The sequence below is a fragment of the Desulfobacterium sp. N47 genome (genome assembly GCF_051233685.1).
GTDB lineage: Bacteria > Desulfobacterota > Desulfobacteria > Desulfobacterales > RPRI01 > RPRI01.
In genome coordinates this window covers 75,659-90,583 of sequence record NZ_JBAMMY010000130.1, presented here as the reverse complement: position 1 = coordinate 90,583, position 14,925 = coordinate 75,659, and the positions used below count along the sequence as shown (strand labels likewise).

At 40.1% G+C, this 14,925-nt stretch carries 13 protein-coding genes; all 13 read right to left on the bottom strand.

What is annotated here, in order from left to right:
* Positions 1 to 5: 5 nt before the first annotated feature.
* The 13 genes from VXK47_RS08410 to VXK47_RS08350 all read right to left on the bottom strand — a co-directional run bounded on the left by VXK47_RS08410 (position 6) and on the right by VXK47_RS08350 (position 14,874).
* On the bottom strand, positions 6 to 1,130 hold the full coding sequence (locus VXK47_RS08410; protein WP_435548328.1) for a beta-ketoacyl synthase N-terminal-like domain-containing protein: 1,125 nt from the start codon (positions 1,128 to 1,130) through the stop codon (positions 6 to 8).
* Positions 1,124 to 1,627 (bottom strand): acyl-CoA thioesterase, encoded by a 504-nt coding sequence (locus VXK47_RS08405; RefSeq protein WP_435548327.1) that lies wholly within the window; start codon positions 1,625 to 1,627, stop codon positions 1,124 to 1,126. Before VXK47_RS08405 ends, VXK47_RS08410 begins: the two co-directional genes overlap by 7 nt.
* Before the next feature lies 1 nt (position 1,628).
* Positions 1,629 to 2,000 (bottom strand): hypothetical protein, encoded by a 372-nt coding sequence (locus VXK47_RS08400; protein WP_435548326.1) that lies wholly within the window; start codon positions 1,998 to 2,000, stop codon positions 1,629 to 1,631.
* Positions 1,997 to 2,665: a hypothetical protein gene (locus VXK47_RS08395; protein ID WP_435548325.1), complete on the bottom strand. Its 669-nt coding sequence runs from the start codon at positions 2,663 to 2,665 to the stop codon at positions 1,997 to 1,999. The genes VXK47_RS08400 and VXK47_RS08395 overlap by 4 nt, the downstream gene beginning before the upstream one ends.
* A complete protein-coding gene (locus VXK47_RS08390) occupies positions 2,666 to 5,074 on the bottom strand; it encodes an MMPL family transporter (RefSeq protein ID WP_435548324.1) in 2,409 nt (802 codons plus the stop codon).
* A complete protein-coding gene (locus tag VXK47_RS08385; RefSeq protein ID WP_435548323.1) occupies positions 5,064 to 5,789 on the bottom strand; it encodes a LolA family protein in 726 nt (241 codons plus the stop codon). The genes VXK47_RS08390 and VXK47_RS08385 overlap by 11 nt, the downstream gene beginning before the upstream one ends.
* Positions 5,786 to 6,844, bottom strand: coding sequence for an SPASM domain-containing protein (locus tag VXK47_RS08380; RefSeq protein ID WP_435548322.1), 1,059 nt, complete (start codon positions 6,842 to 6,844; stop codon positions 5,786 to 5,788). Before VXK47_RS08380 ends, VXK47_RS08385 begins: the two co-directional genes overlap by 4 nt.
* A gap of 58 nt (positions 6,845 to 6,902) precedes the next feature.
* Positions 6,903 to 7,535, bottom strand: coding sequence for a lysophospholipid acyltransferase family protein (locus VXK47_RS08375; RefSeq protein ID WP_435548321.1), 633 nt, complete (start codon positions 7,533 to 7,535; stop codon positions 6,903 to 6,905).
* A gap of 291 nt (positions 7,536 to 7,826) precedes the next feature.
* A complete protein-coding gene (locus tag VXK47_RS08370; protein WP_435548320.1) occupies positions 7,827 to 8,081 on the bottom strand; it encodes an acyl carrier protein in 255 nt (84 codons plus the stop codon).
* Positions 8,082 to 8,102: 21 nt separating this feature from the next.
* Positions 8,103 to 9,326, bottom strand: coding sequence for a beta-ketoacyl-[acyl-carrier-protein] synthase family protein (locus VXK47_RS08365; RefSeq protein WP_435548319.1), 1,224 nt, complete (start codon positions 9,324 to 9,326; stop codon positions 8,103 to 8,105).
* On the bottom strand, positions 9,323 to 10,825 hold the full coding sequence (locus VXK47_RS08360) for a phytoene desaturase family protein (protein WP_435548318.1): 1,503 nt from the start codon (positions 10,823 to 10,825) through the stop codon (positions 9,323 to 9,325). Before VXK47_RS08360 ends, VXK47_RS08365 begins: the two co-directional genes overlap by 4 nt.
* A 33-nt stretch (positions 10,826 to 10,858) precedes the next feature.
* Positions 10,859 to 11,593, bottom strand: coding sequence for a 3-oxoacyl-ACP reductase FabG (gene fabG, locus VXK47_RS08355; protein ID WP_435548317.1), 735 nt, complete (start codon positions 11,591 to 11,593; stop codon positions 10,859 to 10,861).
* 566 nt (positions 11,594 to 12,159) lie between these two features.
* Positions 12,160 to 14,874 (bottom strand): DEAD/DEAH box helicase, encoded by a 2,715-nt coding sequence (locus VXK47_RS08350; protein ID WP_435548316.1) that lies wholly within the window; start codon positions 14,872 to 14,874, stop codon positions 12,160 to 12,162.
* Positions 14,875 to 14,925: the final 51 nt, after the last annotated feature.

Here is a 14,925-nt window from a genome sequence, read left to right as displayed (position 1 = left end):
TCTCCCTATATCTTAAGAATAAGGGCAGAATTAACTCCCCCAAAACCTGAGTTGGTTGATAGCGTATAAGAGCTTTCAAAAGTTTGCGGATATGGAAAAACCCAGCCTTCGGCTTCTTCATCTATATCAGATAAATTTACAGTAGGCGGCGTAACTTTTTTATCCAGAGACTTAAATGAAATTATTATTTCAAGAAGGCCGGCAGCACCCAACGTATGCCCTATCCCGCCTTTAACGGAATATACCGGTAATATGCTTTCAGCAAAAACTTTTTTGATCGCTTTCATTTCCATCGAGTCATTATATACAGTCCCTGTTCCATGTGCGGATATAGATCCGATCTTGTTTTCTGCGATACCGGCAGATTTCAATGCACTATAAATCGCCTGGTAAAGGCCGCTTCCATCTCTTGAAGGACCGGTTATATGGTTTGCATCGTTAGTCAAACCCCAGCCTGCCACTTCTCCCATTACTGCTATGTTGCCTTTTGCAGCCCTTTCTTCGCTCATAAGAAGCATGTAGCCTGCTGCTTCACCAAGGCTTAAACCCTGCCTGTTTTTATCAAAAGGTTTAGCAACATCAGGATCAAGAGCCATAAGAGAAGAAAAACCGGCTGTTACAAATTCCGAAACACAGTCGCAACCGATAACGAGAACACAATCATAAACCTTGTTTCGTATCAGTGATGCAGCTCTTGAAACTGCTATGCTTGATGAGGCACATGCTGAGGAAACAACTATTCCCTTACCACAGGTTCCGGTAAGAAGCATTATCTTATCAAGAAGACAGTCCGGCAGACTTTTTTCCGGATTGTTTTCTTCACCTGAAACAAACCGTTGCACAAATTCTATATCGCCACTTGTTGTGGCAAGAATTACAAAAGTATCATGCGGTATTTCAATTGAACCCTTATCAAGAAGCGGCCTTAACATCTGCATGACAAGCGACTCGTCCGGTTTCATTGTTAAACCGGGAATAGTTGCGGCATTGCCGGTTTGCAGGTTATGAGTTGAAAAACGTTCGATAGGACGTATGGCTGTTATTCCTGAAAAAAGACCTTCCCAGCACAGATCTGTTCCCCAGCCATAGGAAGTAACCATATCAGCTGCTACTGCAACAGTTTTTAGCATTTAAACTCTCCGGCCAGCCATTTTTCCCGGCATCTTTCAAGAAGTTCCGGTGATGCTATAATAACCTCCCCGCTTAAGGCATCAGTAAACATCTGTATGGTATAACCTGCCGCTGAAATTCTCTGATCCTGCTTTGTAATTAAAAATTCGGTATTAAGCCTTGCGCCTTCATCCCAGATCAGAAACGCCGTAACAGTAAATTCTTCATCCAGCATCAGCGGAAGATAATAATCTATATGAAACTGTACTATGGGAGCCCTTAGATTCGATTCATAAAAAGCTTTATAGGTAAGACCGCATTTTCTTCCAAGGACAGCTGATGCTTCTTCGAAAAATTCGGGATATCTTCCATACCATGAAATTCCCATAACATCTGCTTCGCTGAATCTGACACGTCGTGTTATAAGGGCTGAAACAGGCTCCGGAACTCCTTTCACACGTTCAAAATAACCGTTTTTCCGTCTCCGTAATAATTGAAATTTTTTATTGCTGTTCATGTCAAATTACCATCAGCTTTAATTGCATTTCGGCAATCTTTTTATCACCACTTGTTACTGATGCCTTTACTTTTATTTCGTTTGATATTTGACCCGGTTTTGTACAGATAATAATGATTTCCTGATTGGCAGATACGGGAGCAATAAACTTTGCCAGCAAAATCTGTGTTAAGTATATTTTATTTCCATAAAAATTTTCAAGCATTGCAATTACCGCCTGAATTTTACATACTCCGGGCAAAATCGGTTTGTCCGGAAAATGGCCTTTAAAACCTGCAAATTCAGGAAAAAATATAAATCTTGCTTTAATACCTTCTTCACTTTCCATAAGGTCTTGCATAGATTCGTTAATCTGTTGCATCAGTATGCTCACGATCTGACCTCTTTTAATCTCAGTATTAATCTATAACCATATTTATAATTTTTCAGTATTATTCCCAAAGGATGTAATTTACCGTTTTTAACGGTGTATTCATAATAGTTGACGCTCCAGATACTTTTATTATCAACCAGGCAGCGTTTTTCAACAAGGAGATTGTCTTGTCCTGCAAAAACATACTCAATAATTGCATCACCTTCATTTTGAGTAAAAACTATTTCATTTTTATTCTTATACACCTTTGCTCCGGTTTCAGGCAGACGGTCAAAAAAGATTTTTCTTATATCACCTCCAACAGCTTCTGTAAAATTTCCTTTTTTTGTAAAATCCCCGATTGCAAATTTTAAAACTGTTTTATCCTTTTCTCCGGTAAGTTCAAAGAGTTTGACTCCTACAGGGTTTATGCCTGCTACAGTAAATATTTTTTCTTTGGTATCAACATCAGAATATCCTATAAATGAAAAGGCTTGACCCTTATATTCAAAAACAATCGTATTTATTATCCGGAACTTATCAGCTATTTTCAGTGCAAATTGCTCTTTTACACTTTCAGGATCAGCATTTTCCACTGAAACAGGAATAGCTTTCTTAAACGGAATAGCGGAACAGCCGTTAAGGCATAAAAGAATAATTCCTGTAATAGCAAAATATTTTAACATTTAATAATATCCTTTATTGTCTTTAATCCAAAGCCTGTAAATGGATGGAACGGCAATAACAGATGATAGAAATCCAGCCAACAGTCCGGTAAAAAGTGTTACACCGATTGAAAATAACAGGGGATGTTTTGCAAAAAGAAGGACGCCTGTTCCTATTAATGTTGTTAAGGCTGCTAGAAAAACCGCTGTTACAGTGCCTGTATTATATCCATAACGGCATTTATAAACCATGAATATCCCATAGTCACTGCAAAGGCCTACAAGAATCATGATAGCAAGTATACCGGGAGCATTAAGAGCCAGACCTGTAACCGGAAGAATTCCTAATGCTGCCGCCACACTGATGAAAACGGGTACAAGCGCAACAACGGTAAGCCTGATATCTTTAAGCAATATCATGGTTAATACAGGAAGCAACAGTGCTGCAATTACCGAAAGATATATAATTTCATGTGAAATTGCTTTTGAAAGAGCTTTTGATATGCTTTTCCGGGATACCAAAAATGTTTCGGGATGGGCTTTGCTTATTCTGGCAAACTCTGTAATATAGGATTCTTCATCCGGAAAAAAAGTTATAACCTGCCAGCCTTTTTCATTTTTTAACACAAACCTTTCTTTAATCCTTTTTAAAAATTCATTCTTGTTTACATCAACTGAAACATCAGTGCCTTCATAAAGGTGCTCAAAAAAAGGTTCAAAAGCATTCTCTGCAAAATTATAAGCCTTACCTTCCTTAGAAAGCAGCTTTCTTAATTTCGACACTTTTTCTTTAGTCCAGAAATTATTCCATCTAAGGGCATTGTCCGATCTTGTTTTTTCCGAAGGCCATAATGACGCAAAACCTGAAATATTTTCATTTCCCAGTTTTTTAACCGCCTCATTGTATATAAGTTCATTTTCCCGGAGCGCTTCTTCAAGATTTTTTTGCGAAACGACTAATATGGCAGGATTTTCTTTTCTTCCCCATGCTTTCTGAAACGACTCTTCCGCTTTAAATATCTGAGAATTGCTTCCGTCAAATTGTTTTATATCGCTGTCAAATACAGTTTTGGATGAGAAAAAAAGCGCTGTAATCATCAAAATTGTCCAAAAGAAAATCCATACTTTATCCTGTGCAGTTTCAGAAACAGATTTTGGAAAAATTGAAAAGCTTTCAAAAAGGCCGTTTATCTTATACTCATTTTTTCTTTCAATAAAAACCGGCAAAAAATATAGTGAGCAAAGAAGCGAAAAAATAATACTGATGATGGAAAAAAGTGCAAGCTGCCTGTATCCTGAAACATCAGAAAAGAAAAATGCCGCAAAAATACCTATTGTTGTTAAAGATCCTGCTATAATCGGTTTTGCAACCTGTTTAACTGCATCGGCCTTATTACTGCAGCATCTTATGGCTGTATATACATGTATTCCGTAATCAATTGAAATTCCTGCTATAGTTGCTCCCATGCCAATTATAAAATATGAGAGTTTATCTAAAAAAACGGAAGACAGGCTAATAGCAACAGCAATTGAAGCAAGAGGAATCATAAAAACCAGAATTGCCTTTATGTCACGGAAAAAAAACAAAAATACGAGAAAAAAAGCAATTGAAGCAATAATCGTTGTGAGCTTTATATCGTTTTTTATAACATCCTCATTGCTTAAAGTATGAAGATGGGCGGAAATCATATCCACACTAATATAAGGCGGGAGGGATTCAAGTTTTTTATCAAGATATGCTATAAGATTACGCGAGCCGAAACCATCGCTTACGGGCACGGAAGTTTTGAGTATCATCAAGGCATGTTTTCCGTCCCGGCTCAGAAAGTGGCCGTTTTTTATCACAACCTCATAACCTGTGGAAGAAGAAAATTTTTGCAGTTTGCCAAGCAAACCGGTTTTTAAGCCAAGAGGATCGGTTCTTATAAGCGGTGTCGTAAACATGCCGGAAGGAGAAAGGATCTGCCTGTAATTTTTTTGCAGTACCGATTTTATTCCCTCAGTATTTATTAATGAATCTATATTTTCCAAAGCGCCTTTACCGGTCAACTGGGGTAAATATTTTAAAAAAGCAAACATATCTTTTGCTGATTCGTTTTCTGAAACACTGCAAAATACATCTGTGATAAAAGGTGGTTTTAATGTTGATGAAAGCTGGTCAACTTCTTTAATAAGATCAATTTCGGAATGGACAGAGTCATTGAGCTTTACTGAAAGTATTATCTTGTCCGAAAAATCCGATTCCCGCAAAAATCTCATGCTTCTTGTAATTTCACCGTTTTCAGGAAGCATCATCTCCATATTGTTGTCAAAGGAAACAAAAAACATACCGGCCACGGAAATTGCAATAACAATGAAAAAAATGCAGATGGTAAGCAATTTTTTCATTTTGTTATTCTTTTCGGATTTTATAGATAAGTTATCTGACAATTGGAGCAAGTCTCCATACAGCAGGATCAATCGGAATATTTAAATGCGTGTCCACAAACAGCAGAGAGGTTGTATCTCCGCTTTTTTCTTCGATAAATATTTTGTTAATATATTGTTCATCTTTTCTGAAATCAACCGTTACACTTTTAATGACATTAGCTGCAAAGCTTGCAGGTTTGGGAACAAACTTAAGAGATACCGGTTTATCACTAAGCAGCAGAACATTATATTCTTTCATAAGCTGGGTATATGTGCCTGAAAACCATTCCCGCATCTGACCGATTACAGCTTCAAAAGCCGGATTTTTTGACAGAGAAATCTTCTGAACCTTGTTTGTATCTTCATCCCACTGGCTGATTGTATCTTCCGACATAACCATGCTATATTTCAAAGGCTTATCCACAAGCCAGGCCAGACGATATGGCTTTTCGATATAAACCGTTCCCTTTAATACAATCTTATTGTTAAACACAGCCAGCTCTTTTTCCTGAATAAAACCGGTTTTTAAGGTTTTTATCCCTGACATCTTTTTTTCAAGCCTGCTTAAAACCGTGTCTAAACCGATCTTGTTATTAGCCCCGGCAGCAGGTTCCTGCGCAATTGCAGATATAGACATCAGGATAATCAGCAAGACGGTAAATATTTGTGATAACTTAATCATTATTTTTCCTTTCCCTGTTCCCCATCCCCCGATTCCTGATTCCTGTTCATTCATTGATCACCGGCCCCCGATTCCTGATCATTATTGTGCCAGATCTTAATCTCTCCTAAAGCAAGCACTTCGTTATCTCTTTTTACAATTCCTTTTACTATGCCGAAACCACCAAACTTGGCATATTTAAAAACAAAGACGGAAAGCTTTTCTCCGATTCTTGCTTTTGATTTTATTATGAGTTTTTTTGCGCCCAGAAGATATCCTTCAGGAGCAGTGTCCGATGTTTCCATATTCCTGAAACCATTAAGTGCTGCAATAGCTTGAGCCATCATTTCAAGGTAAGCAACATTATCGATGCTGCCGTCTTTTTCCGCAAAAGGCACCCCTTCCCTGATCAATACCGAACATCCGGCACTGCGTTCTCCTAATATTTCTATTGTATCAATAAGTTTCATAGGAGGCATCTGCGGTATTATTCCGTCAAGCGGCAGCGGAAGAGAAATTATATCTTTTCTGTGTTTTTCATTTCTTTCACATATTGGATCCGAAGCAAGATAGTCTCCTGTAACAAGATATGATCTGCCGCGGCATCCATAACAAATCCCGGCTTTTTCACATATGCCGCATGGCCCTTTAATCTTATTTTTATAGTTTCTCAAATCGCTGTAAATTTCACTGTCTTTTATAATGTCGGATATCTTCTGAAAGCGAATGTTTCCCAAAGGAATTTGAAGTCCGGGACAGGGCAAAACATAACCATACGATGTAATGACACAGGAAAATCCATGGCGCATGCAAAACACCGGATTATTTTTTTCTGAATAAGCATTACAAGAATATTCTTTATTCAGGATAGTTGTCTCAATATATAGACTTTTTGCAAACAACAGAATTTTTTGCATATCAGCAAAATATGCAGCCTCACTTCCTGAAAAAACAATCTTTTGTACGCCAAGAGCTTTTGCCTGTTTAATTATATCGCAGATTTCTTCATCTGAAAGTTTGTTTTCAGGCAAATTTTCAGGATTAATAAAAGCGGTTGAAAACCCGAAATCAACAGGATCACCTGTATGTATTTCAAGAGCATAAAGACTATCTGATCTGTGCTGATCCATATATTTATCATGATATTTATCATAGAAAAATTCAGAACCGAATATTTGACTGCAAGACTCAGGCATCTCTTTTACTTTCCATTATTTTAATATGATCAATCATTATCGAGCGAATTTGGTTCTTTAACTTATAAGGGCTAAAGTCCTTATATTTATCATATGTTATAGAATGAAGCTTATGTATTTTAATAACTCCGGGCTTAAGAAGAAGCGTTCCTCTCGCAGGAATATTCTCATTTCCGGTAATGCATATAGGCACAATCGGGTATCCCGATTTAAGAGCCACTCTGAAAATTGAACTATGAAACTGCCCCACAGAGCCATCTGCGGAACGGGTTCCTTCAGGAAAAGCGGCAATTGAAATACCATCGTTTAAATGCCCGATAGTTTTTTTAACAAAATCTTCAAACGCCATTTCCCTTACACTCAGATATCCGGCACACTTTGCCGCAAAACCAAGTACCGGAATTTTAAAGGGCCAGATATTTACAGCCTGTATAACTTCATCATAAGGGAGATAAGCCATCAGAAAGGGATCCGAAGCGGATCTGTGATTACAGATAAAAATAAAAGGTCCCGGATGATTAATTGATGTCTCATAGTCCTTATAAGATATCCGCACGAAAGGAAAAGGGAGTATCCTGCAAACACCAATACCATACCACGCAATCGCCCTTCGAAATTTTTTCATTGCTTTCCGGTGGGATATAAAAGGCGCCTGAAAAGCTATAATAAGAGCAAGAAAAGGAATCCCAAAAGCTGAAAAAGTAATAAAGAATGAATAAAATATTAAATTAAATATAAATAGTTTGAAAAAATCTTTCATTATCAGTTAAGTTGCTTATCAAGACCGGACAGAAGAAAGAGTTTATGGAATCAATCGAACAAAGGATATTTTTATATTGCAGGAGCAAATCCGTAAGGCTGCAATAAATCGCAAAGATTATATATTCATATTTATCTGTTGAATAAATATGTTATATTATTTATGCTCTTCTTTTAGTTTAAAGATAAAATTATATATATCCCCAAGCGATCGTATAGTCTTTATTCTCTCGTCGTTTCGAATCTTTACGCCGAACTTCTCCTGCAAAGCCACAACAAGATCTACCACATCCAGGCTGTCAAGTCCCAAATCCTCAAATATATTAGTTTCCGGTTTCAATAATTCCTTTTCTATTTCAAACGATTCTTCGAAAACCTGATTTGTCAGTTGTATTATCTCTTGTTCAGTCATCTGATATCCTGTTTTATAACATTATACAATTTTTTTACATACTATCGAGGCATTGATCCCACCAAAAGCAAAGCAGTTTTTAACTATTATATTAATTTTTTTTGTTAATTTTTCAGTTACATGAAAAATACCTTCGCATTCAGGACTAACCGATTCAAGATTCAAAGTAGGATATATATATCCTTTTTGCATCATTATAAGGGATGCTATCAACTCAATAGATCCGGATGCTCCCAAAGTGTGGCCCATATATCCTTTAAGGCTGCTTACAGGTACCTGATCTCCGAATACCTCCTTTATGGCTTCGGCTTCCTCCTTGTCTCCATGTATGGTTGCTGTGGCATGAGCATTAATATAATCTACCTGGTTTGCCTGTATATTTGCATCAGCCAGAGCCTGCCGGAAACACGCCACCATCGAATCCTTGTTGGACTGGCTTACATGAACTCCGCTTCCGCATGTATGATAGCCGATAATTTCAGCATAAATTTTGGCATTTCGCTTTAATGCATGTTCATATTCTTCAATAAGAAGAATGCCGCTTCCTTCCCCGCAAACCAGACCGTCTCTTTTTGCATCAAAGGGGCGGGGTGTTTTTTCAGGTTCATTATTGTAACCTGCTGATGTAGCAAAAAGTATATCAAAAGAACCGGTGACGGTCGGGTGAAGATCTTCGGCTCCGCCGCAAAGCACCGCATCCTGCTTTCCAAGTCTTATAAGATCATAACCGGCACCAATAGCCTGAAGTCCCGAAGCGCATGCAGCCGATGTTGCAAGAACATAGCCTGTAATACCCAGATGCTGGGCTGTATTCATCACAGCAGTATGGGATATACACTGAAAGAACTTCATGGAGGAAAGCCTTGTCAGATCTTTATGAGGAATCATAATTTCAAAAGTATCATTAATGCTTTTCGCACTTCCCATGGTAGAGCCAATGATGCATCCTAAGCGTCCCGATGCAAGCAATCCGCGATCTATGCCCGAATCCAGGATAGCCTGCTCAGCAGCCTGTACCGAAAATATGCTCATTCTTCCCATGGATCTTCTGCTTGAACGCGCAATAGCCTTTTCATTTACAATCTTGGCAGGCGCTCCCACAAGGCTTCGCAAACCTATATACTGATCCCATCCATCCATATACCTGACAGCGCTTTTTCCTGCCTCAATACCACAGATCATGGCTGGCACATCAGCGCCAAGAGGGGAAACAGCTCCTGCACCGGTAATAACAACTCTTTTCAACTTCCAAGCCTCTTTTTAATAAAATCAATATACAAATCTTTCCCAACAACAACACGTCCTGTTATAAACGACGAAAGCATGGCTCCGACAATTCCGGGAAGCACCGCGCTTTGCCCTGCCGCGTATACGTTTCTTATCGGAAGCTTTCCGAAAAGATTAAACTGCCCGATTTTCTGTTTTATTCCGTATGCAGAACCATCGGGAGAATTAAGATACCCCTTAAAAGTCAGCATCGATGCAGCATCTATCAATTTAAAAGAATCTTTATATTCGGGGTAAGCCGCAAAGATTCTTTTCATTATATTTTCAATGCGCTCTTTCTTGTATTTCTGATATGATTCAGGACGTTTGCCAGGTTCGGAATCTATCCATTGGCTGACATGCTCCAAAAAAGAAACCTCAAGAGCAGTAATAACCATATGCTTTTCCCAGTTTACCAGATCCTGATTTTTTAAGATAACAAGAGCGGGTTTGCCGGTATAAGAGGGATCCATAGCCCGGTTCATATCAGTGTTGGGAAAAAGCGATAATATGGTAGGTTCCAAGTCTTCATCTTTAGGAATATAATTTCGGACTATTCCGAAAAGAGCAAAAAAACCGACAGACGGCTCAAAGGCGCTCACCCTGTTTACAAATGCTTTCGTAAGATATTTTGCGGGCAGAACATCTAAGATTGCCTTTGGATGTATTGTAAAAACACAACGATCTGCAAGAACCTCTTCCCCGGTGTTTAATACAAATCTCCCAACAATATTGCTGTTTATATCTGCACATTCTGTAATGAAGCTTTCAGTCCGGATATCAATATCAAAACCGGCAAGCTGCTTTTTAAAAGCCCTGATAAAAGCATCTCCGCCATCTTTTACCCTTGCTACAGATTCATAAAGCCCGAAACTCACCCTGCTGTGATTGGCAAAAGATATTTCCGAAGGTTTCACTCCATAGCACATGCTGTATTTTGAAAGTAGGCCTTTAAGCCTGCTGTTATCCGTAAGCTTATTTAATACTTCGTCAAGGCTGACATAATCTTCATCGATCCAGTGATGGGAAAGTGAAATATTGCGCAAATCAAGTGATACCGTTTTGTTGCAAACATCTGAGACCATGTCAAAATATTGATCAATGGCTTTTTTTTCGTTGGGAAAATATTCTAACATTTTTGCTTTTGTTTCAACATAACCGAAGGGAAAATCATAAGATGAGTTGTCTTCTTCAAATATTACCTTGTTTTCGGATTCCCGTATGAATATAGGCTGAATCTGATCGCTTATTCCAAGGACAGTAAGCATGTCAGCAAGGATTCCGTTTTTATAAAATCCTCCCGTAAAGTGAAAGCCCGTATCAAGCGGTATTCCCTGTTTGTAAAACCTGGCCATTGAACCGCCGATATTTTTGTTTTTTTCAAGAAGCAATACCCGGTGGCCGTTCATCCCAAGCAAAAGGGCAAGGGTCATCCCGCTTATTCCGCTTCCAACAACAATATCGTCATATTTTTTCATTAAATATTTTTCCGTTATTGACTCATAAAATCTTTATATCGCGAGTCCGCCATTAATACCTATAACCTGGCCGTGTATATACATATTTTCTTCCGTACATAAAAAATTCACAACAGATGCCACATCTTCCGGATTTCCGAACCTGTTAATGGGAATAAGGGGCAAAAATTTTTTCTTATCCAGAGATTCAACCATATCGGTTAAAATAAGTCCCGGAGCCACAGCATTGACAAAAATATTTTTTCTCCCGATTTCTCTTGCAAGCGCTTTAACAGCTCCTATTAGTCCTGCTTTTGAAGCCGAGTAATTAACCTGGCCTGCCTGTCCGATCTGTCCTGAAGTTGATGATACGACAACAATACGTCCCCGCTTTTCCCGCAGCATTGGAAACAGCACCGTATTTATAACATTATAAAATCCATTGAGATTTACCGAAATTACGGAATTCCATTCTTCTTTTGTCATCCAGACCATCAGATTATCTTTTGCAATTCCCGAGTTAAATACAACTACATGGGGAGGATGCTCATCCGATATTTTTTCAAGAGCAGCTCTTGTTGCATCATTGTCTGAGATATCAAACGCCATAATTTCACATTTCTTGCCAATCTCTTCTATCTCAGACTTTACCTTATAGGCTGCTTCATGATTGCTCTGATAAGTTAACCGGATATCAAAACCCGAGCGCGCCAGACGAAGAGCAATTGCACGCCCTATTCCTCTGCTGCCGCCTACAACAAGAGCCGTTTTTTCAGTATATTCTTTCATATAACGGATTTGTCTCCCGAATATGCCAACCTCTGTTAATCTGTGAAATATACAATGATAACATTTTGTTCCGATTCATCACAGTAAATATTTTAAATATTCTGTCAAGCAGATTTACATTATAATAAAAGCTTTTTTTAATATAAGTTATTATAGATATCGTCAATAAAATAGTTTGGATCAAAATCCGCATTCGTCACTTCAAGCTTGAAATACAGCATGGATTATTTGTACGGATTTAATGAAGATGGACTCGTAAAAAGTCCCCAAACCGTCATTCCGGCGAAAGCCGGTATCCAGACCCTATTGAAATTGTTGGATACCTGATCGTGTCCGGCATGACGAAACGGGGGTTTTCGGACTTTTTACGAGACCATCACAACATATGATAACAGGTGAATTACGAAATCAGGTAGATAAGCTCCGGACGGAATTCTGGACAGGCGGTATCACAAACCCACTTATGATATCCGTGCTGCAAAACATTCTTCTTATCAAAGGTTTGAGTACAGTTGTGATATACAGAAAGTATCTCAACTGGGTATATAAATCGGTACATTATGATTTCATTCACCAAATCTGGCCGCCAAAGCATCCAGCGTCATGTTTGTTGCAATTTCATTGTGAGGGATTAAAACATATCGCCAGAGCTTACCATTGTAAGTTTGCGCGTGACCCGAAGCATTGGCGCACCATTTAACGGCAGCTTCTTTCTTGGCAAGTACAATAGGGTCATCCATCTGGTTGCTGGCCTTGGGCTCAAGCATGAAAATCATATCCATGGTTTCAGCTACAAAATCCGGCTGATATTCATGATACTCAGCGCCTTGCCGGTAAAAGATTTGAAACTGATCTTTAGCGGGCTTAAACCATTTTATCGCGTCCCGTTCAAGTATCATGGCAAGTTTACGTTCAGCTTCCGAGCCGAATTTTTGTACAGGGTAAAGGCAATGTTTGAATCCCCCGAACATATATCGGGCCATATTGCTTTTGTCATCAGGGGATATGCGATAATCGGAGGGAGGTTCTGCTACTAAATAAGAATAGGCGCTTTCCTTCAATTCAGTGAAGCCTTTGCTGACTATTACCTCGTAATCGACTGTCTCCTCCCAGTAGTGATCCTGCATCTGCGAGTGGATGAACCGGGCGATATCCCGTTGGTAGCAGCGCAGCACTTTGTGAATATCTTCTTCGGATAAGTAAGATTTAAAATGCCGTACTGTCTGACCGGCGAGATCATAGAGCAGATCGGCATGGTCGTCGTATGAAATATCATCAAAATCCATCAGACCGCTGACCACGTAATCTTCCAACCGCGCTTCCTCAATTCCGCCTCGCCCTAACGCTAATACTTCTAACTGACTGGTGCGCAAATGCTGAATCCATAGCTCGTCGGAAATCGCAGGATAATTCAGAGCCTTTAAGTCCAGGGTAAAAGGCTTGAATCCTGTTTTTACATCCCCTTTAGGTACTACCTGGATGCGTGGGATATCAATAGTCTGCTGTGTAATAATCTCAATAGTTTTAGCTACCACAGCGGCAACATCCGGTTTTTCCGTAAAACCATCCAGCGTCATCTGCTCGGCAGACGGCTGTAGCTCTTCCACAGCCTTGACAATAGCTGCCTGAATTTCCGGTTTCTGCAAATGCGTCACAGAGGGAAGCTTTTGGGGCTGATTTTCCAGTTTGCGGATAACCTCCCAGGCTATTTGCGCCACCTGCTGCTCTTCGGGTTTGGCAAATACCCTGGGTTCATCCTGTCCTGCCAACCGTGTGTTGCTTGTCATCTTCTCCGGTTTCATTCCCAACTTTTCCAAAAGTATTGGCCGTGAAACCAGGGAAGCTGTCTTTTGGCTAAGATCTTCATCATCCAGTACAACTGCCTGCAAGCGGATAGTGGAATCCGGCCTGTTGGCTTCATCAATAATTTCCTGGAATTTATCGTGGGCCACTATGTTCAGACGATCCACAGCCATTACTCCTGTGCGTCTGCCATACGGAAGGCGCAGGCCGCGGCCTATGGACTGTTCTATAAGAATACGCGCATTGGCCGCCCGCAGCGGTACGATAGTGTATAGGTTGGTAACATCCCAGCCTTCCTTCAGCATATTGACATGGATTACGATTTCAGTGGGTTCATCAGTTTGTTCCACCTTGAGCAATCGTTCTATCATTTCCTCTTCATCTTTTCCGGTCCGGCTGGAATCCACCTGAATTACCTTGTCTTTGTAGCAACCTCCAAAAAAATTATCAGATTGGATCAACTGCAATAACCGGGCGGCATGGGTGGTATCCCTGGCAATTACAAGCAGAAACGGCTTTACAATAGGATTTCCGCTTTCTCTGGCGTAAGTCTCCAGTTCCACTTTAACGCTTTCGTGGAGGCGCATGCCATCTTCCAGCTTCATGCGCTCAATTGCCTCGGCTGACATACCGGCTGGCTTGAAATTTTTACGTGTCACTACGGCAGGCTCTTTTACAAAACCATCGGCCATGGCCTTTCCCAGAGGATAATCATAAATCACATTTTTAAACGGCACTGCTCCGCGATTAGTTTCTATAAATGGAGTTGCGGTAAGCTCCAGACCTAAAATGGGTTTGAGTTCGTTGATAGCCCTCACTCCTGCACTGGCCCGGTAGCGGTGGGATTCGTCCATGAGAAGCACAAGATCCGGCAGTCCGGCAAGGTAGTCGAAATAACTCTCGCCGATGTATTCGGACAGTCGTTTGATGCGAGGCGATTTGCCTCCGCGCACTTCGGAGTTGATCTTTGAGATGTTGAAAATATTGATATGAACGCCTTCTAACTTGGGGAATATTGAATATTGTGTGCGCCACGCCTCACGCACGCCGATACCGCTTTCATATGTATCCCCGGTAATAATCGTAGGAGGATGGACGGCAAACTCTGCAATACCCTTGAATATATATTTGGGAGTGTTGGGGGTAAAATCAGCTATCAACTTGTTATAAATAGTCAGGTTGGGCGCCAATACAAAATAGTTGCTAATGCCGTGGGCAAGATACAGGTAGCTGATAAAAGCGCCCATCAGACGCGTTTTGCCCACACCGGTGGCCAGGGCAAAGCACAGGGAAGGAAATTCGCGCTCGAAATCAATCACCGATGGAAACTCGCTTTGGATCGCTGCAAGCTGCATAGCCGTATCAGCTCCCTTGCCGGGCGGAGCGATTTCAGTAATTCTATCGAGAATTCCCAGTGATAGACGCTGAGGCGGGCGCAGACTCAGACGGCCAGAAATGGCATTAACATGTCGATTCATTCAAATACTCCGGATTATATGTTGGCACGGTTGATCAGACTCACAATTACT